Here is a 17832-nt window from a genome sequence, read left to right on the forward strand (position 1 = left end):
CGAGAGATCACTAGACGGGCCGTAAGCCGAGACCGTAATCAGTCGGCGAGCAGGGCATGCATCCACTGGTCCTCGCGCTGCTCGATGTACTCGGCGTCGCTGCGCCAGGCGTTTCCGTGGCCTTCGGCCCACAGTGTCGCCCAGGGCTGGACGCCCCGGGCGGCCTGGTCGCGCAGGAAGTCGTGCATGGATCGCGTTCGGCGCCCCAGCAGAGGGACCGTGTGGCGGCGTTCGGCCTCGTCGAGGCCGTAGGCGTCGGCGAAGACCCGCAGCCGGGCTGCGGCGTCGGGGCGTTGCCAGTCGGGATGCGCGGACAGCGGAATGAACCCGTGCATGGCGTAGGCGACGTCCCACAGGCGGGAGCCGGGGCCGGCGGTGTCCCAGTCGATGAAAGCCCACTGCCCCTCGTCGCCGGCCACGAGGTTCCACGGTGCCAGGTCCTGATGGGCGATGATGTCGCTGCCCTCGGCGGGGATCAGCACCTGCCAGTGCGCGTCGGGCGGTGGCGTGAAGCCCTGCACGGCCTCGTGGAAGTCCCGGATCAGTCGCGCCACGTCGGCCAGGTGCCGCTCGTCGTCCAGCAGGGAGAACCGGTCGGGCCAGACCACGTTTCCCGGCACGAAGGTCAGGACTTCGCGCCCCTGATCGTCGATGCCCAGCGGGCGGGGCGCCGCCCGGTACCCCACTTCGTACAGGTGGGTCAGCAAAGCGTGCACAGTGGGGGTCCACGGTCCGCTCGGGCGGCGGACGGTATCTCCGACCCGGACGACACCAGTGCTGACGTTCCCGCCGGACAACGGCTGTTCCTCATCATGCTGCACCGAGCCAGCATGTGCGATCAGCCCGCCGCGTTCACCCCATTTATAGGGATCACCGCAGGGCGCCGCTGGGCGACGGGAACCACCCAGGCCCGCAAGCCCGGTCCTGTCGGCGACATCGCGGATGCCACCCGACGTGCACGGTGAACGTGCCCTGCTGCTCCAACCGGCTCCAGGCGCCCTGGTTGCGGAGCATGGCTCGGACCAGCTGCAGCGCGACCGGCACTGAGACCTCGGCACCGCCGTAGTGGCCGGTGAGGTCGGGCGGGATCAGCCCAGCGAGACTGTGTGCGTCAACCGGCGCCTCCAGACCGAAGTCAACGAAGCCCGTGACCTCGGGTTCACGGATCTCCAGCCGGTTAATGCCCGATTCCTGCGCGAAGGCGGCGATCGCTTCCAAGTAGGCCACCTCGATCAGCCCATGGTCAGCGCGTACTCCGATCCGCCGCCGTCACGGGCGGCGGCCCGGCACCGCGGGTGCGATGCCGGGCCGCTGAGTGCTGCGTTGCTGCGCAGTGGCGTCAGCCTTGGCGGGCCTTGAAGCGGGGGTCCTTCTTGTTGATCACAAAGGTCACGCCCCGCCGGCGCACCACCTGAGCGCCGGGTTTGGCCTTCAGCGAGCGCAGGGACTTTCGAACCTTCATAGCGGCCTCCTTGCAGGGCCTTGCAGGGGTGAGACGGCCCAGGCCGTCAGGGACGGACGGGAGCGGTACGGCCGTAGCGTCGCTCGAAGCGCTCCACTCGGCCCGCAGTGTCCACGACCCGCGAGGTGCCGGTGTAGAACGGGTGACTCGCGGACGAGATGTCCACGTCGACGACCGGGTACGTTGTGCCGTCCTCCCACTCCACCGTGCGCTGTGTGTCGACGATGGACCGGGTGAGCAGCTGGAAGCCTGCCGCGCGGTCGCGGAAGACAACGGGGCGGGAGACGGGGTGAATGCCGGACCTCATGGGTTGTGCCTCCTTGAGAAACCTCGGTAGACGACCGAGGCGGGTGTCATCGTTCTTCGCGGAACGGAACGTGCTTGTCGGCCACCGGGTCGTACTTGCGCACGACCAGCCGGTCGGGGTGGGTCAGACGGTTCTTGCGCGTCACGTAGGTGACTCCGGTGCCGGCCGTCGACCTGAGGGTGACGACGGGCCGCGTGGTGCTGCGTGCCATGAGGTACTCCTTCCACCACCACCGAGTGCTTTGACTCGGTCATGTCATGCAGTCGTTGCAACAAAGCCGTCCGGCTCGTCATTCCCGATCACTCCAGGCGATCGACCACCACGCCAGGGCGATCGGCCCGATAGTCCCCCCACCACCGATCCGAAGCTCGCGTCCCGCATCCGCCGCAGGTCAGCCGCGCGGCGGTCGTCGAGGAGATGTGGTCGATCAGCGGTTTCGCATAGGCGAGCCCTGAGAATCCATCGATGACGGAGTGCAGGTAGACGTAGCCACGATTTTTGCCCCGGCCTACTTCGCCCGGCTAGCGACCTTGGCCTGATCGCCGAGCCGGGTCAGGTGCCGGCTGACGGTTGCCGGTCGATCACAAACCCGATACTGACAAGTTCGTCGGTGATTCCGTTGCGCGGACCACTTGTGCTCGCGGCGCCACGACTCGATCTGCTCGATGACCCATGCTGGAGTCGCGTTCGGACTCCGGCGCGGACTCGACGGCCGGTCTTGCAGTCCTGCATCACCGGGTAGCCGCCAGCGTTGCACCCACGTGCCGGCGCATGCGCGAGAGATACGCATCTCAGCGACGACGTGGGCGATAGGACGTGGCTGGCACCGCTTCACCAGCCGCCTACCACCCTCGACGCTCAGCGCGCACCGCGTGGGCGCTCGTCGTCCTCTCGAAGTCAGACGACGGCAGGCGCGACACCTATCGTGCGCGCCTGCCGCACTGCGGCCTTTCAGCCCTTCGGTGCGACGCGGATACGGTTCCCGTCAGGATCGGCTGCGAGGAAGGTCAGCCCGAACCCCGCATCATGAGGCTCGCGCAGGATCGTGACCCCCTGGGACTTCCACTGCTCAAAGATCGCGTTGAGCTCGTCGGGTCGTCCACCTTCAATGGCCAGGCACACCTCACTGGTGCGCGGGACGTCCGGTGACAGATCCTCGAACTGGCCAGACCACAGACCGAGGTCAGCGCCTGGCCCGAGGTCGAAGGTGATGTATCCCGGAGTCTCGAACGAGGGGCTCATGCCGAGGAGGTCGCCGTAGAAACGCGCTGCGGTGGGAGCGTCGTTCACGTAGACGATGGACACGACGGAGGTGGTCATGGTTGTTCCTTCTCACAGGTGGTCGGTACGCCTCCACCAGCCTGACCGGGATATGCGCCGCATCGTGTCGCAAATTCCTGAAAACATTGGAGTGTGACCCCAGACCGCTTCTTCGCCCTGATGCTGCTCCTCGAATCGAGGGAAGCCGTCACCACACAGGAACTCGCCTCAGCGCTCGGGGTGTCCCTTCGAACCATCACCCGAGATCTGAACTGGCTCCGCGACGCCGGTCTGCCGGTGACCGCACACCGGGGCCGCCTCGGAGGCGTGACCATGCTGCCCGGATCCGGACTCGACCTCACGCGACTCACACCGGGCGAGCGTGATCATCTGTCGCTCACCGGGCTGGATGAGAAGCAACGTGCGGAGCTCAACGCATCGGTCGAAGGTCGGCGCGCGCTCTCCAAGATCGCCGCTGCACAGCCGCGTCGAGTTCGTGAGCTCCTGCCGCTCACCGACGTAGTACACGTGGACAGCCGTCCCTGGCGTCAGGCACGAGCTTTCGGCACGACTCCGGCTTCGCTGATCGACGCAGTGCGGCGAGGCCGCCGGCTACGGATCCAGTACGACAGCCCACGCGAGTCATGCCCACGCGACCTGGTCGTGGATCCCTACGGGCTGTTCGCCAAGGCCGGCATCTGGTACCTCGTCGCCAACTGTGCCCGAGTGCCACGCATGTACCGACTCGAACGCATCACGACGTGGGCAGAAGTCGACCAGCTACGACGGATCCGCGAGAGCCAGACCCTGGCCACCGTCGCTGCAGCGCTCATTATTCAGTGGGAACACAACCACGCGATAGAGGTCAGCGCCACCATCGACCAGACCCAGATCGAGCGAGCGCAACGGATCTTTGGCCTACGACTCGTCCGGGACGACCATGAAGAATCCGCCACCGGCCACAAGGTAACAATCCGCTTCCTGCATCTGGAGGACGTGCGAGCACTACTGCCGTTCGGGAGCGCCATCACTGTGCACGGCCCCACCGAAGCCAGAGCTCACCTCCGCGACCTCGCCACCAGTCTTGCCCACCACTATGCGCCGCCAGCAACGTCCTGACCCACGTCAACGGCATCCTGTGGACAGCTTTTGTTGCCGGGATGCAGCGGTTCGAAGGGTTCAGGTCGTCGCACGGTGGTCGTTACCGGGGGTGCCACCAGCCCGGGAGTCGTCGCCGACGAGCGTTTTATCGCTGAGCGCGCCACCGTCTGCCCTGTTCGTCGACGGCGGTCAGTCCGTTCGCGGTGTCCGTCGCGAGCAGGACGGCAACGTCACCTGGGGTGAGGTGCCCGTCTCCGCCGGGGCCCGGGCGAGGGCGTCGAGTTCGTTGCGCAGGCCTCCGGTCTCGCAAGACTGCGGAGGCGTTGGGCGCAGTGGGCCACAGGGGGAAGCCGGAGCTTCGCTGTCGTTGGACAGCACTCGACATCGGCCTGTCGTGAGCCCCGGGTGTAAAACGAGCCATTCGCCCGCTGCGGCTTGGTTACGGATCTCTCATCTTCCGGTGGCGTGGGGGTGAGCTGGGCATGATGGGAGCATGACCTTGGCCGCAGATGCCCTCACACAATTGGCGACCTGGCCCGATCTCACCGAGGCAGAGCCGAGCTGCGGCATGGGCCGGGCCCTTCGTTCGCCCCACGGCGAGATCGTCCACTTCCACTCCGGCAACGACGTCGACGTGTACCTCACGGCCAGAGCCATCAGGAAGTTCCAGGAGCACCTCATGGCATCGACTGCCGTCCGGCTGGTGCCCGGCTCGCAGTGGGTGACGCTGCGTCTCGACGTCTCTGGAGACGTCCACTTGCTCATGACGCTCGTCAGCCTCGCCCTCCGGGCGCATCAGACATGGCCGGTTCCGGACGACGCGCCGGGTGCGGAGTGCAATGATCATGACGCGGCGGCGCCTTCGGGCGAGCATCTCAGCGGAGGCTGAAAGACACCCTTCGGGGAGAGTGAGCCGTGGCTGACAAGGCACGTGAAGACGAGGCCGTCCGCGGGATCGTAGAGCGCCTGACGGACGCGTTCAGTGCGGCACGCAGCCCGGCCGGGGCGCAGCTGCCGTAGCCAAGGCTCATCCATCCTTTGCAGACTGGCCGGTGCGCGAATTCATATCCGTATTCATCGAGCGCCAGGCGCGCCCCCTGCTGATCGAATCATCGGAGTCGGCGAGCCGCGGCCGGCCGACCGGAGCGGGACCACGCGACTCCGACAGCAGTGCCGGCACCGTGTAGCCCTTGCAGGTCGTCCAAGGCGGCATGAGATGAGCGGTGCTGGTCCCCGCGCGCTGGGGCAAAAGACTTTGGTGGCACAGTGGAGCAACCTGTTCCACCGTGTGGAGGTAATCCCGTATGCGTCTGCTGCTCATACGTCACGGCCAGACTCCGTCCAACCTCAAGCACCTGTTGGACACCGCGGCGCCGGGGCCGACGCTGACGCCGCTCGGGCAGGAGCAGGCTGCCGCGCTGCCGCAGGCCCTGGCGGCTGAACAGATCGATGCCCTGTACGCCTCGACACTGGTGCGCGCCCAGCTGACGGCAGCTCCACTGGCTGCCGCGAAGGGGCTGGAGGTCCAGGTCCGGGACGGGATTAAGGAACTGGCCGCAGGAGACCTGGAGATGCGTGGCGACCACGAGGCTGCCGCCATCTACCTCACCACCGCCTTCGCCTGGGCCGAAGGGGACACCGGCCGCAGGATGTCCGGCGGCGAGAACGGCGTGGAGGCCCTGGGCCGTTTCGACGCTGTCGTCGCCGAGGCGGCGGGAACAGGTGCGGAGACGGTGGGCATGGTCAGTCACGGCGCGATGATCCGGACGTGGGTGGCCGCCCGAGCGGCGAACGTCGATGTGGCGTACGCGTCCAGCCACCCGCTGGGCAACACCGGCGTCGTCGTCCTCTCCGGCTCGCCCGACCGGGGCTGGCAGGCGCTCCTGTGGGAGGAACACCCGCTCGGCCCCGAAGGGAGCTTCCCCGAGGACAGTGGCCCGGCCGGCGCGGCCGCTCCTACTCGCTGAAGGGTCGCCTCCTCTTCTCCTCGATCTCCGGTGTCCGGTGTGTGGTCGGGAGCCGACCGTTGGGGTGGAGTTCGTGGCGGTGCCGGACGTCTGCCTGGCGGTCGCCGATGTTCGAGGACGTCGCCACGCCCGGCGGACGTGCCCGCACCTGGGTGGAGCAGTGGCAGCAGTCGTGCGGCACGGCATGCCCGGCCGGCCGTCCACCGCCTCGGGAAAGTGGTTGGGGAAGACCTGAGGGGGCAGCCGTTCGTCCGTCATGGCGCAACGACAGGGACGTGGCGTCCAGTACGGCACCATCCGGTGCCCCCGGGCCAGTCATGGCTGGATCTTCCGGAGAGGGAGAGCCGCTTCGCCTGCCCCAGTACTGTGGCTCCTCATGACCGACTCCGCGATCGAGATCACCGCAGACCTGGTCCGCGAGTTGTTGCAGGAGCAGCATCCGGACCTTGCTGGGCTGGCCATCCGTGAGGTGGCGGGTGGTTGGGGCAATCAAATGTGGCGGCTCGGGGACGAGTTGGCCGTGCGTATGCAGCGTATGGCCCCCACGCCGGAGCTCCAGTTCAACGAGCGCCGATGGCTGCCCGTCCTGGCCCCGCGCCTGCCGCTTCCCGTGCCGACCCCGGTGCGGATCGGTGAACCGTCCGCGCGATTCCCCAAGCACTGGACCGTGATGACGTGGGTTCCCGGCGAGCCGCTGGACTGCGCCTCGATCAGCCGCGGTGAGCACGCGGCCGACACTCTGGCGGGCTTCCTCAGGGCGCTTCATGTGGAGGCGCCCGCCGAGGCACCAGCCAGTTCGGACCGCGGCGGTCACCCCAAGGAGTGCACGGACGGCTTCGAGAGGTTCTTGCGAGCCGTCGATCTCGGTGACATCGCCGCCGACGTCCGGGCCGTCTGGGACGATGCCGTAGCGGCCTCCGAGTGGGAGGGCCCACCGGTATGGCTGCACGGCGACCTCCATCCCGCGAATGTCGTCGTCTCGGACGGAAACCTTTCGGGTGTGATCGATTTCGACGCCATGTTCGCTGGCGATCCGGCGTGGGACCTCGCGGCTGCATGGGTGCTCCTTCCCTCGGACGCCGTCTCACGGTTCTTCGAGGTGTACGCGGATGCGAACGAGGCGACGATCCGGCGTGCCCGCGGGCTGGCTGCTATGAAATGCCTGTTCCTGATGCTCATGGGCCAGAACGGAGATCAGGGCCTTCCTGGCGGTAAGCCGACGTGGGGGCCCATCGGCCGGGCAGCGCTGGATCGCGTGCTGACAGCCGGTGTCATGTAGGCACGGAACGCCGCACAGTCGATCCAGCCCGACGACCGAAGGTGATGACAGCCAGAGCGAAAAGCCGCCGGCTCACCGAACCGCTTTGGTGTCCCCCCGGCCCCTGACGGCCACGGCAGCCAAGCACCCCGTCTAGCCGCGGATCCGTGGCTGGGTCATGGCCCAGCGGATGGTGCGGGTCAGGGCCTGGCCGGTGGGCCGTACGGCGAGGTCGTCCACCAGTGGCAGGCGCGGCAGCCACAGCATGTCGCGGGCCCAGTCAGGGAGGAGAGCTACGGCGTTCGCGGCGAGGCCGCCGTAGAAGGGGCGCACCGCGAGGGGCAGTGGGGGCCGGAGGAGGAGGAAGCGGGCGGCGGATCGGGCTTCCGGGGTGGCGTGCAGTTCGGGGCGGTAGGCGGTCAGGCGCTCCGACAGTTCGCGGCGGTCGCGGGGTGGTGCGATGACGCCCAGCGCTTCGGCGACGCGTGCGGTGTCGGCGACGTAGGCGTCGTAGTCGGAAGGGTCCAGCGGGCGGGCTCCGTAGCGTTCGTGGGCGTGCAGGAAGCTGAACGTCTCGGCGGCGTGGACCCAGGCGAGCAGGTGCGGGTCGGCCGCGTGGTACGGCGTTCCGTCGGTGGTCGTCCCGCGGATGCGGTCGTGGATGGCGCGGACGTGGTCGACGGCCCGCTGGGCGTCCTGTGCGGTGCCGTAGGTCGTCACGGCCAGGAAGGTGCTGGTGCGCTGGAGGCGGCCCCATGGGTCGCCGCGGTAACCGGAGTGCCCGGCCACCGCAGCCATGGCGAGCGGGTGCAGGGACTGCAGGAGAAGTGCGCCGAGCCCGCCGATGAACATCGAGGCATCGCCGTGGACCGTGCGGATCGGGCTGTCGGGTGCGAACCAGCGTGGGCCCGGGGTGTCGTGGATGCGGGCGCGGTTCGCCGGGCCGTCGGGGCCCGCGACGCGGCGGAACAGGGCTTGGCCCAGTTGTTCACGGACTGCCGTCAGCATGATCGGCCTCCCCTCTCCTGCTGCTTTCCAGTGTCCACCTGCCCGTGAACGGGGTCACCGGCCGGCGGGCGCCTGCTGCGGCTCACGGTCCGACGCCGGCCACGCATAGGGCAGATCAGCTGGTGCGTCGGGGAAGAGAGCGGCGTACACCTCTGGGTCCTTGCGGACGAGTGCCGAGCGGTGGCTCTCGTGGAACGCCTCGTCGCCGAGCCAGGGCGGCAGTTCGCCGGCGGCGGCCAGTTGCGACTGCTCGCGCACCGCGGTGCCGGGCCGGCGCGCGGCCAGGCCGGCGACGAGCGAGGCGGCACAGCTGTCCTGGTGTCCCTGAGCGCGCCAGACCCGGCAGATCTCCAGGCCGTACCGTACGAGTGCCTCCTCGTACCCCGTCCACATCCGTACGGCCGGGTGTCTGCGCCAGCCGTATCCGGGGACGGTCAGGCCGCGGAGCACCTGCAGGGCCTCGACCCGCTGTTTGCCCAGCCGTCGCCGGTCCAGCAGCAGGGCCGTCTCCCGGAAGTCGGGGTGGGGCAGGAAGGTCTGCATGGCTCACCTGCTCACATTTTGTGCGGCGCGCGGGCCGCGCGGTCGGCGAGGCCTCCTGCGCCGAGGGGACCGGTGTCTGCGACGGGCTCCTCGGCTTCCAGACGGGGCAGCGCGCGGCGTGACACCCGCAGCACCACGGGCGGCAGGGCCGCGCGCACCGGTTGGACCAGCCGCAGCCAGGCCGGCGCGTACACGGTCGTACGGCGCCGCTCCAGACCCGTCACCAGGCGTGCGGCGACGGTTTCCACCGGGTGTACGCGGCCGGCCGGCGGGGGCATGTGGGCGCGCAGTTCGCGCAGCACGGCATACCGGTCGGCGTCACGGGTCATGTCGGTGTCGGTCCAGTTGGGATAGCCGATGCCCACGGCGACGCCCCGGTGCGCCACCTCCGCCCGTAGGGCATGCGCGAAGGCTTCTACGCCGGCCTTGGATGCGCAGTAGGCGCTCATCAGCGGAGCGGCGCCGAGCGCTGCCGTCGAGGCGATCTGGAGGAAGTAGCCTGCCGTGTCGAGGAGGTCCGGCAGGAACGCCCGGGCGGTGTGGGCGCTGTCGGTGAGGTTGACGTCGATGACGCGACTCCAGTCAGCCGGATCCGAGGCGAGGAACGGGCCTCCTTCCGCGATGCCCGCGTTCGCCACGACGGCCGAGGGCGGGCCGAGAGCGGCCCGCACGGCGGCGGCCGCCGCCGCGAGCGCGGCCGGGTCCGTGACGTCGACCTCGATGGCCAGCGCCGGGCCCGGCAGGGACGCGGCCACGGTGTCAAGGGCGGCCTTCTCGTGGCCGAGCAGCGCGACCCGCGCGCCGCGGCGGGCGATCTCGCGGGCCATGGCGGCGCCCAGGCCGCGGGCTGCTCCGGTGACGACGACCGTCCGGCCGGCGAGCGGGCTGCTGCGCACGGGCTGACCTTCCTTTCCGTCGGACTGTGCGTCCCTGTCGGAGACTTCCGTGCCGACGGGGTGCCCGGATGCGCCTCAGGTCCCCGGGCCCGGTGGGCGCGCGGCGTAGCCGGGGCCTTCCGGGGCTGGGGCTTGCTGGACGTGGTTCACGGGTTCTCCTTGGCGTCAGCGCCTTGTTCCGGTGCGGTCGCGGCGGGTCAGCAGCCGTTGGGCGCGGGCCAGACCGGGTGGCCGGTGGCGGTGCAGCGCGGCCCGGGCGGCGTTGGCGCCCGGTGCGCCGTGGACGCCGCCGCCCGGGTGGGCCCCGGAGGAGGCCAGGAAGAGGCCGGGGACGGCGGTCTCGGGGCGCCCGGTGCCGGGGGCCGGGCGGAAGACGAGCTGCTGGTGGATCGCGGTCGTGCCTCCGTTGATGGCGCCGCCGTGCAGATTGGCGTCGAGGGACTGGAGAGTCGGGGGCGCCAGGATTCGGCGGGCGCGGATCAGGGAGCGGAAGCCGGGCGCGAAGCGTTCCACCTGGCGTTCGACCCGGTCGGCCATGAGTTCCTGGTCCTTGGTGTCCCAGCGGCCGGTGATGCCCTCGTCGCCGGCGTCGGCACCGATCTCGTGGGGGATGTGGGTGTAGGCCCAGGCCGATTCGGTGCCCTGCGGGGAGCGGGTGGCGTCGGCGGTGGTCATCTGGCCGAACAGCAGGAAGGGCCGGTCCGGTACCTCCCGCATGGCGATCTGCGCGGCGAACCGAGTGAGCTCGTCCAGGCCGTCGGCGAGGTGCACGGTGCCCGCCCGGGACGCCTGCTCGGCCTGCCAGGGCACCGGGCCGTCCAGCGCCCAGTCCACCTTGAAGGTGGCGAAGTCCCACTGGAACCGGCGCAGGTCCTCCTGAAGCTGCGCGGGCAGGTGCTCGGGGTCGAGGAGATCGCCGTACAGGGCGGGCACCGACACGTCCGCCAGCACCGCGCGGCGCGCCACCACCGCGTCACCGGCCGCCGTCCGCACACCGACGGCCCGCCCGCCGCGCACGACGATCCGCTCGACGCGCTGCCCGCAGCGGATCCGCCCGCCCTGAGCCTCCAGGCGTCGGGCCAGGGCCTCGGTCAGGGCGCCGGAGCCGCCGACGGGGACGGGGAAGCCGTACGTCTGTCCCAGCATGGCCATCAGCCAGCCGAAGCCGCCGCTGCCCGCCGACTCGGGGGCGAGATCGGCGTGCAGGGCGTTGCCGGCCAGCAGCAGCCGGCCGCCCTGGCCGCGGAACTCCTCCTCGCCCATGCGGCGTACCGGCAGGACCAGGGTGCGTGCCACGCGCAGTCCGCCCGCGGCCCGCAGCCGGCGTGCCAGCCGTGCCGTCGCACGCACGGGCGGGAAGGGGGTGAACAGTGCGTCCAGGATGTCGGGGTGCAGGGACTCCCATACGTCGTGCAGTCGCCGCCAGGCGGCCCCGTCGCCCGGTGCGAAGACGTCGAGGGACGCGGCGGTGGTGTCGATGTCACGGTCCAGGAGGGCGCAGCTGCCGTCGGTGAGCGGGTGGGCGAGCACGCTGGGCGCGTGGCTCCAGCGCAGCCCGTAGCGGTCCAGGCCCAGCGCGGTCAGGACCGGGGAGGCGGCCGCGAGCGGGTAGAAGGCGCTGAAGACGTCGCTGACGTAGGCGGGGTCGACGCCGTGGTCGTGGCGGACGGCGCCGCCCGGCTCCGGCTGCTCCTCCAGCACCTCGACGCTCCACCCGGCGTCCGCGAGCAGGTTGGCGGCGACCAGCCCGTTGGGGCCCGCTCCGATCACCACGGCGTCAGGCATGCCCGGCTCCCGCCACCCCCTGCACCGACGCCTGCCGCGGAGCCTCGCCGGCCTCTCGCACCCCGTTCTCGCACAGCCGGGCCAGGCGGGACAGCATGGTGCGGTGGCGCATCTGGATCACCGCTTCGAAGCCGACGTTGTGCAGTCGGCCGCCCGCGCCCTGGAGGGGGTGCTCGTCCACGATCACCAGGCAGTGCTCGCCCCACGGCCGCAGTTCGATCGCGATGCGTGCGGTGCCCAGCGGTCCGGCATGGGCTTCCAGCTCCAGGTCCACGCCTTCGTCGCAGCGGCGTACGACCGTCTCGTTGGCCAGTTTGAACGGGCCGAGCGGGACCTGGAAGCGGATCGCCGCGTCCTTGTGCGGCCACTGCCCGCGAACCGGCTCGGAATGGGAGGTTCCCACCACCCACTCCGCGTACCGGTGGCCGTCGGCGAGGACGTCCCACACGGCGCTGGGGCTGGCATTGATCAGACGGTGGCGAACGGCCACGATACCTCCAAGGGGCTGCCTGGACCGGGTTGCCCGTCGGCCGTGCCCCGAGTGCCCGAGCCTGACCGGTCCAACCGGCGCCCCCGGGACCATGCTTCCGACGAGCGGTGAACCGAGTGACAAGTAGCCCGCCCGTGGCTTCCTGGGTGGATTACCCCAAATACCCGCTCGCTGAGCCGACAGGCGACGGCCGTGGCGCAGTGCACCGTGCCAGGGCTCCTGGGCGGTGCTTCAGCACACCTCGGGGCGTACGGGACTGCAAGCCGTCAGCGGGGCACCTCGCCCTGTGCGATCTCGACCTGATGGTGGAAGGTGATGGCGCCGGTGGCCACGGCGGTGGCGGACAGGGCCGGCGAGGCGGCAAGGAGGAGGGCTGCCCAGCACATCGACCGGCGAGTGCGCGGCGCGGGAGTGGCGAGGAGGGCCGCGACGCGCTGGGGGACGGGACCGGCGGTCGCTGCAGGAGCGAGGTCCGGACGGGTGGAGGACGTGGCGTGCCCGGCGAGCGCGGCGCGGGCGATGGCACGGGCCAGCAGGCGGCGATCTCCCACCACTGCGGCCGCGGATTCGTCGGCGGCTCGTTCGGCGGCCAGTCGGATCACGGCGCGGGCGGAGCGCAGTGCGGGGTGGCAGTGGGCGGCGAGTTCGGCGGCGGCCAGGAAGTAGTGGTGGCCGCCCCTGTTGTGGGCGCGTTCGTGGGCGAACAGGGCGTCGCGCTCGTCCGGGCCGAGGCTGCGCAGCATGGCGGTGGTGACGACGATGCGGTTGGGGCGCCCGGGCAGGGCATACGCGTCCGGGTGCGGCGCGTCGATGACGCACAGGTCGCCCGCGGTGGGTCGCAGGTCGGCCTCGGCTCGGGCCGTGCGGAAGGCCCGCGTCTGGCGCAGGGCCGAGCGGCCGAGGGTCCAGGCGCCGATGGTGAGCAGGCCGGTGGCGATCACGGCCGCCGGGAGGACCGCATAGTCCGACGGCGTGCGCAGGGGATGGACGAGTTCGCCGAGGGCCGCGAAGGCGGGAACCCTGAGCAGCCCGGTCAGCACGAGGCAACCGAGGGCCGCCACGACGGCACCGGCCAGCACCAGGGCAGCAACGGTGAGCGCCCACAGTGCGGTGACGGGGGTCAGCCGGGCGAGGGCCCGGGGGGCGAGCAGCGGCACCACGAAGGGCAGCAGGAGCGGAATCAGCAGCACGGTGGTCATCGCCCGTCGGCCTCCAGCAGGTGGCGCAGAAGCTGTTCGTCGTCCCGCTTGAGCTGGGCGACGAAGCGGGAGAGGACGGTCTCGCGGTCACTGTTGCGGTCGCGGTCGAGTTCGGTGTGCATGCGTCGGGCGGTGAGCCCTGCTGCGTCCTGAACGGGGTAATAGGCGTATCCGCGTCCCTGCGGACGACGGCTGACGATGCCCTTGTCGTACAGACGGGACAGGATCGTCGACACGGTCGTACGGGCCAGTCCGGAGGCGATTTCCGTCTGGACCCGGCCCGGTGTGAGCGGGACGTCAGCGGCCCAGAGAGCAGCCATGACGGCCGCTTCGAGCTCACCCGCAGGCCGTCTTTCGTCCTTCGCGTTGCTCATGGAACGAACCTCACCCCGTCGTCGACTACAGTCGAGTAGACCGTCTACAGAATTGTAGTCCATCGGGTTGTCGCCTTCGCGTGCCCGCCCGTTGCCTGACGAGAGGGCCCGCATCCATGACCCCACCTTTGTTCACGGCCTCACAGCTCGCTGTGAATGTCCTGAGCGCCCAGTCCCTGCTGGCCGCTTTCGGCGTGCTGGGTGTCGGCGTGGTGATGTTCGCCGAGACGGGTCTGCTGATCGGCTTCTTCCTGCCGGGCGACTCCCTGCTGTTCACCGCAGGCCTGCTGTGCACGGGGAGCGGCCAGCACGGTGTGAAGCTGTCCCTCGCCCCGCTGCTGCTCGCCGCGGCCATAGGCGCGCTCGCCGGGGCGCAGTGCGGCTATCTGCTCGGCCGCAAGGCGGGCGGCGCCGTCCTGGCGCGCAGCGGCTCGGTCCGCCTGCGGGAAGGGGCGCACCGGGCCGAGGAGTTGTTGGAGCGGTACGGGTACGCGAAGGCAATCGTGCTGGCCCGGTTCGTGCCAGTGGTGCGGACGGTCCTGAATCCGATGGCGGGCGCGCTCGGTGTTCCGGCGCGGACGTTCACCGTCTGGCAGATGGCCGGCGGGCTCGTGTGGAGCCTGGGACTGACCCTGGGCGGATACGCCCTGGGCTCCTCCATCCCCAATGTGGACCGCTACCTGCTGCCCATGGTCGGCGTGATCGTGGCCGTGTCGCTGCTTCCGCTCGCTGCTGAGTGGTACCGCTCCCGCCGGGCCGCGAAGGCGAAGGAGGTGCGCGGATGATCCTCGCGTTCAACGGCTCGTCGGTCGACGGATCCGCCTACACGGACGTGGTGGATCTTGCTGACCGCTCGCCCGGCTGGCTGGACGACATGGTGTCGGCCTGGTCGACGTACGGACTGGCGGTGTTCGCCGTGCTGATGGCCGTCGCCTGGTGGCAGGCGCGACGAGTGAGCGCCACAGCGGCGGTGATCGCAGTGGCCGTTCCGCTGGTCGTGGTCGCGGGGTACGGGGTGGATGCCGCCCTGAAACTGGTCGTGCGCGAGGCCCGGCCCTGTCAGAGCCTGCAGGTGGCCACCCTGGAGGCATGTCCGGCGCCGGGCGACTGGTCCTTCCCCAGCAACCACGCGGCCATCGCCGCAGCGGCCGCGGTCGCCCTCTGGTTCGTCTCCCGTCGGCTCGGTGCCGTCGCGGTCGTGGCCGCCTGCGCGATGGCGGTCTCCCGGGTCTGGGTCGGTGCGCACTATCCGCACGATGTCGCGGCAGGAGTGGTCGTGGGAGCCCTCGTCGCTGTGGGCCCGATGGCGGTGCTGCGCCGTCACCCCGACTCGCCGGCCGGGTGGATCACCGGCACGCGACTGCGCCCGCTGCTGGCGGCGTCATGAAGCGCGCTGACGTCTGCGACACCGCAGGCAGCGTCGGCCTCGGCGCGTGGACGGCATTCGGCGTACTGACCATGATGGTGATCGGCGACGGGAAGCCGCTGTACGGCGACGAGGACCTGTCGTCCTGGTCCGTCGCTCACCGCCCGGCCGTGGCCGAGGCGCTGGCCCGCGGTCTGACCGCCACCGGAACCGGCGTCATACCGTACGCCCTCGCCGCACTGGCGGGAATCATCGCGGGGCGCACCCTGCGCCGACGCGCCGTCGCCGCCGCGCTCTGCCTCATCTGCCTCGGAGCGGGACAGGCGGCACGGTACGGCGTGATGACCCTCGTCGCCCGGCCCCGCCCCGACCGGACGGACTGGGCGACACACGCCTCGGGTTGGGCCTTCCCGTCCGGCCACACCACGACCGCAGCCCTCACCGCCGGACTGCTCGTCATCGCCGTGTGCGTACGCGCCCCACGCGGCAGGACCCTGCTCGCCCTGGTCATCGGCTGCTGGGGCGCCCTGGTCGGCCTGAGCCGCGTCTACCTCGGGGTGCACTGGTTCACCGACGTCCTCGGCGGCTGGCTGTTCGCCATCGGCTGGCTGGGACTGTGCCTGTGCGCCGCCGTCTGGCGGCTGCCCGAGAGGTTCATCACAGGTACGCCGGACACCGACCAAAAGCCTACGGAGGGCCATGCGCCACAAGATCCTGGTCGTCGAGGACGATCACGCCCTGCGTGACGTCCTGCTGCGCGGCCTGCGCGACGAGGACTTCGACACCGTGCCCGCCCCGGACGGAGCATCCGCCCTGCGGCTGGCCGGTGACGACATCGCCGCGGCCGTGCTGGACGTCGGACTGCCCGACGCGGACGGCCGAGACGTGTGCCAGGCGCTGCGGGCGAACGGATTCCGCTCCCCCGTCATCTTCCTGACCGCCCACCACCGGCTCACCGACCGGCTGTCCGGGTTCTCCGCCGGGGGCGACGACTATCTGCCCAAGCCGTTCCACCTGGCCGAACTCGCCGCCAGACTACGGGCGGCGGTCAAACGCGCCGCAACGCTCCCCGCGGCCACGGCCGGCGATCTGCTCCTGGACGCCGTCCGGCACAGCGTCAACGTGCGCGGCACCCAGGTCGACCTCACGCCGACGGAGTTCCGCCTGCTGGCGGCGCTCATGACCGGCGCCGGGGGTGTCGTACGCCGGCGAGAGCTGCTCAGAGCAGGGTGGCCCGAAGGTGCCCAGGTCAGCGACAACACCCTCGACCAGTACCTGACCCGGCTGCGCCGCAAGCTGCGGGAGGCGGACAGCGATCTGACCATCACCACGGCCCGCGGGATCGGCCACCGCCTGTCATGAGCTCTGCGTTCTTCCGGCTGATGCCGCGCACCCTGCGCGGCCGCCTCTCCCTGGTGGCCCTGACCACCGCCACACTTCTGATGGTGATCCTCACCGTCGCCTTCAACACCGTCATCCGCCACCGCCTGCAGCACCAGGCCGACGACGAGTTGCACACCCGGGCCGCCGCCGTCGCCACCACCATCGACACGAACGGCCGTACGGTGCGTGTCCTGGAGACCTCCAACGACCGGCTCCTCGACACGAACGTGTGGATCTACACGGGCACACGGCTGCTCGAACAGCCACCGACCACCACAACCCACAGCGCCCTCGCCCGCGCCGCCGACAGGCTCGTGCGAGAGGGCGGGAGTCACTGCCTCACCGCCGGCGGACCGGACCCCGCCCGGCTGTGCAGCCAGTCCGTGTCCGGCGGCCGGAGCACGGCGACCGTCGTCACCGCGCTGGACCTCACTCCCTACCGGAGTTCGGCCGACACCCTGCTCCTGGCGTCGCTGGTGCTCGACGCGGTGATGCTCGCCTGCACCTACCTCCTGACGCGCCTCGCGGTCGGACGCGCGTTGCGTCCCGTGGGGACCATGACCGACCAGGCCACCCAGTGGAGCGCCGTCGTCTCCGAGGAACGCTTCAGCGCGGCCCGGCGTCCGGCCGAACTCGCCCGTCTGGGCGCGTCGTTGGACGCGCTGCTGGACCGCATCCGAGCCGTCCTGCGTCATGAGCAGCAGCTGACCGGCGAGTTGTCGCACGAGCTGCGCACCCCGCTCAGCCGGATCGTCGCCGAACTCGACTGGTGGCAGGCCCGCCCACGCTCGGCCGCCGAAACCGAAGCCACGCACGAGGTGATAGCCGACGCCGCCCGGTCCATGCGTGCCATCTGCGACACCCTGCTGAACAACGCCCGCGAGGGCACACCCACCACTCCCGGCACGGCCGAGATCCTGCCCGTACTGCACCGACTCGCCGCACACCTGGACGCACCGGTCCACGTGACGCTCGACGTACACGACGAGGGCTCCCCGCCGGAGGCCGGAGTCCAGGCCACCCTCCTCGAACGCATCGTCAGCCCGCTGCTCACCAACGCCGTCCGGTACGCCACCTCACGCGTCACCGTCACCGTGCGCCGGGAGTCGGACGGCGTCCGCATCGACATCGTCGACGACGGCCCCGGCGTACCCGAGTCGTTCGCGGCGCAGCTCTTCCAGCCCGGCCGGCGGGCCGACCCCGGCGACGGACACGGCGGAGCGGGCCTCGGGCTGCCGCTCGCGCGACGCCTGGCCCGCTCCGCCGAGGGCGAGGTGACGTACGACCCCGGGCACACGCCCGGGGCCCGGTTCACGGTCAGACTGCCCACCGGCTGACCACCCTCCGCCCGATCGCCCCCTGCCGGGAGGCAGCGGTCCGGCGCTCCTGCGCCTGGGCATCCGCCATCAGACCCACCACGGGCGTCGGCCGTA

At 70.7% G+C, this 17832-nt stretch carries 23 protein-coding genes and 1 pseudogene; 10 read left to right on the forward strand and 14 right to left on the reverse strand.

The window, feature by feature from the left end:
- Positions 1-38: 38 nt before the first annotated feature.
- From BFN33_RS22790 to BFN33_RS22815, 7 genes are all read right to left on the reverse strand, one after another.
- The gene (locus BFN33_RS22790) at positions 39-797 is read right to left on the reverse strand and encodes a phosphotransferase enzyme family protein (protein ID WP_069761971.1); all 759 of its coding nucleotides are present in this window, start codon (positions 795-797) and stop codon (positions 39-41) included.
- 73 nt (positions 798-870) lie between these two features.
- A complete protein-coding gene (locus BFN33_RS22795) occupies positions 871-1218 on the reverse strand; it encodes a hypothetical protein (protein ID WP_176742446.1) in 348 nt (115 codons plus the stop codon).
- A gap of 121 nt (positions 1219-1339) precedes the next feature.
- Entirely contained in the window at positions 1340-1462 is a 123-nt protein-coding gene (gene ykgO, locus BFN33_RS22800; protein ID WP_006130958.1) for a type B 50S ribosomal protein L36, read from the reverse strand.
- Between the two features lie 46 nt (positions 1463-1508).
- Positions 1509-1769: a type B 50S ribosomal protein L31 gene (locus tag BFN33_RS22805; RefSeq protein ID WP_069761972.1), complete on the reverse strand. Its 261-nt coding sequence runs from the start codon at positions 1767-1769 to the stop codon at positions 1509-1511.
- 46 nt (positions 1770-1815) lie between these two features.
- Positions 1816-1980, reverse strand: a complete 165-nt coding sequence (gene rpmG / locus BFN33_RS22810; protein ID WP_069761973.1) for a 50S ribosomal protein L33 — start codon at positions 1978-1980, stop codon at positions 1816-1818.
- Positions 1981-2277: 297 nt separating this feature from the next.
- Positions 2278-2604, reverse strand: coding sequence for a leucine zipper domain-containing protein (locus tag BFN33_RS55565; protein ID WP_176742447.1), 327 nt, complete (start codon positions 2602-2604; stop codon positions 2278-2280).
- 116 nt (positions 2605-2720) lie between these two features.
- Positions 2721-3089, reverse strand: a complete 369-nt coding sequence (locus BFN33_RS22815) for a VOC family protein (RefSeq protein ID WP_069761974.1) — start codon at positions 3087-3089, stop codon at positions 2721-2723.
- Positions 3090-3182: 93 nt separating this feature from the next.
- Here BFN33_RS22815 and BFN33_RS22820 point away from each other — a divergent pair, with 93 nt between their 5' ends.
- From BFN33_RS22820 to BFN33_RS22835, 5 genes and pseudogenes are all read left to right on the forward strand, one after another.
- Entirely contained in the window at positions 3183-4148 is a 966-nt protein-coding gene (locus BFN33_RS22820; RefSeq protein WP_069761975.1) for a YafY family protein, read from the forward strand.
- 475 nt (positions 4149-4623) lie between these two features.
- Positions 4624-5019, forward strand: coding sequence for a luciferase family protein (locus BFN33_RS22825; protein ID WP_069761976.1), 396 nt, complete (start codon positions 4624-4626; stop codon positions 5017-5019).
- A gap of 130 nt (positions 5020-5149) precedes the next feature.
- Positions 5150-5317 (forward strand): annotated as a pseudogene (locus BFN33_RS55570) (hypothetical protein); the annotation flags it as partial.
- A gap of 117 nt (positions 5318-5434) precedes the next feature.
- A complete protein-coding gene (locus BFN33_RS22830) occupies positions 5435-6097 on the forward strand; it encodes a histidine phosphatase family protein (protein ID WP_069761977.1) in 663 nt (220 codons plus the stop codon).
- Between the two features lie 376 nt (positions 6098-6473).
- Positions 6474-7376, forward strand: coding sequence for an aminoglycoside phosphotransferase family protein (locus BFN33_RS22835; RefSeq protein WP_069761978.1), 903 nt, complete (start codon positions 6474-6476; stop codon positions 7374-7376).
- Positions 7377-7508: 132 nt separating this feature from the next.
- Here the strand turns inward: BFN33_RS22835 and BFN33_RS22840 are convergent, their stop codons facing one another.
- The 7 genes from BFN33_RS22840 to BFN33_RS22870 all read right to left on the reverse strand — a co-directional run bounded on the left by BFN33_RS22840 (position 7509) and on the right by BFN33_RS22870 (position 13650).
- A complete protein-coding gene (locus tag BFN33_RS22840) occupies positions 7509-8363 on the reverse strand; it encodes an oxygenase MpaB family protein (RefSeq protein WP_069761979.1) in 855 nt (284 codons plus the stop codon).
- Between the two features lie 54 nt (positions 8364-8417).
- Positions 8418-8906: an MSMEG_6728 family protein gene (locus tag BFN33_RS22845; RefSeq protein ID WP_069761980.1), complete on the reverse strand. Its 489-nt coding sequence runs from the start codon at positions 8904-8906 to the stop codon at positions 8418-8420.
- A gap of 11 nt (positions 8907-8917) precedes the next feature.
- Entirely contained in the window at positions 8918-9802 is an 885-nt protein-coding gene (locus BFN33_RS22850; protein ID WP_069761981.1) for an SDR family oxidoreductase, read from the reverse strand.
- 165 nt (positions 9803-9967) lie between these two features.
- On the reverse strand, positions 9968-11587 hold the full coding sequence (locus BFN33_RS22855; RefSeq protein ID WP_069761982.1) for an NAD(P)/FAD-dependent oxidoreductase: 1620 nt from the start codon (positions 11585-11587) through the stop codon (positions 9968-9970).
- Positions 11580-12077: an SRPBCC family protein gene (locus BFN33_RS22860; protein ID WP_069761983.1), complete on the reverse strand. Its 498-nt coding sequence runs from the start codon at positions 12075-12077 to the stop codon at positions 11580-11582. The genes BFN33_RS22855 and BFN33_RS22860 overlap by 8 nt, the downstream gene beginning before the upstream one ends.
- A gap of 266 nt (positions 12078-12343) precedes the next feature.
- The gene (locus BFN33_RS22865; protein ID WP_069761984.1) at positions 12344-13276 is read right to left on the reverse strand and encodes a M56 family metallopeptidase; all 933 of its coding nucleotides are present in this window, start codon (positions 13274-13276) and stop codon (positions 12344-12346) included.
- Positions 13273-13650 (reverse strand): BlaI/MecI/CopY family transcriptional regulator, encoded by a 378-nt coding sequence (locus BFN33_RS22870; protein ID WP_069761985.1) that lies wholly within the window; start codon positions 13648-13650, stop codon positions 13273-13275. Before BFN33_RS22870 ends, BFN33_RS22865 begins: the two co-directional genes overlap by 4 nt.
- 116 nt (positions 13651-13766) lie before the next feature.
- On the opposite strand from BFN33_RS22870, the gene BFN33_RS22875 reads away from it, so the two are divergent.
- The 5 genes from BFN33_RS22875 to BFN33_RS22895 are packed head-to-tail and all read left to right on the forward strand — an operon-like array spanning position 13767 to position 17736.
- Positions 13767-14435, forward strand: a complete 669-nt coding sequence (locus tag BFN33_RS22875; RefSeq protein ID WP_069761986.1) for a DedA family protein — start codon at positions 13767-13769, stop codon at positions 14433-14435.
- Positions 14432-15037, forward strand: a complete 606-nt coding sequence (locus tag BFN33_RS22880; RefSeq protein ID WP_069761987.1) for a phosphatase PAP2 family protein — start codon at positions 14432-14434, stop codon at positions 15035-15037. Before BFN33_RS22875 ends, BFN33_RS22880 begins: the two co-directional genes overlap by 4 nt.
- Entirely contained in the window at positions 15034-15762 is a 729-nt protein-coding gene (locus BFN33_RS22885) for a phosphatase PAP2 family protein (protein ID WP_069761988.1), read from the forward strand. Before BFN33_RS22880 ends, BFN33_RS22885 begins: the two co-directional genes overlap by 4 nt.
- Positions 15716-16378, forward strand: a complete 663-nt coding sequence (locus BFN33_RS22890; RefSeq protein ID WP_069761989.1) for a response regulator transcription factor — start codon at positions 15716-15718, stop codon at positions 16376-16378. Before BFN33_RS22885 ends, BFN33_RS22890 begins: the two co-directional genes overlap by 47 nt.
- Positions 16375-17736, forward strand: a complete 1362-nt coding sequence (locus tag BFN33_RS22895; RefSeq protein ID WP_069761990.1) for an ATP-binding protein — start codon at positions 16375-16377, stop codon at positions 17734-17736. The genes BFN33_RS22890 and BFN33_RS22895 overlap by 4 nt, the downstream gene beginning before the upstream one ends.
- Positions 17737-17832 lie beyond the last annotated feature (96 nt).

Origin of the sequence: Streptomyces sp. LUP47B, from assembly GCF_001746295.1 — a bacterium.
In the GTDB taxonomy this organism is placed as follows: Bacteria; Actinomycetota; Actinomycetes; order Streptomycetales; family Streptomycetaceae; genus Streptomyces.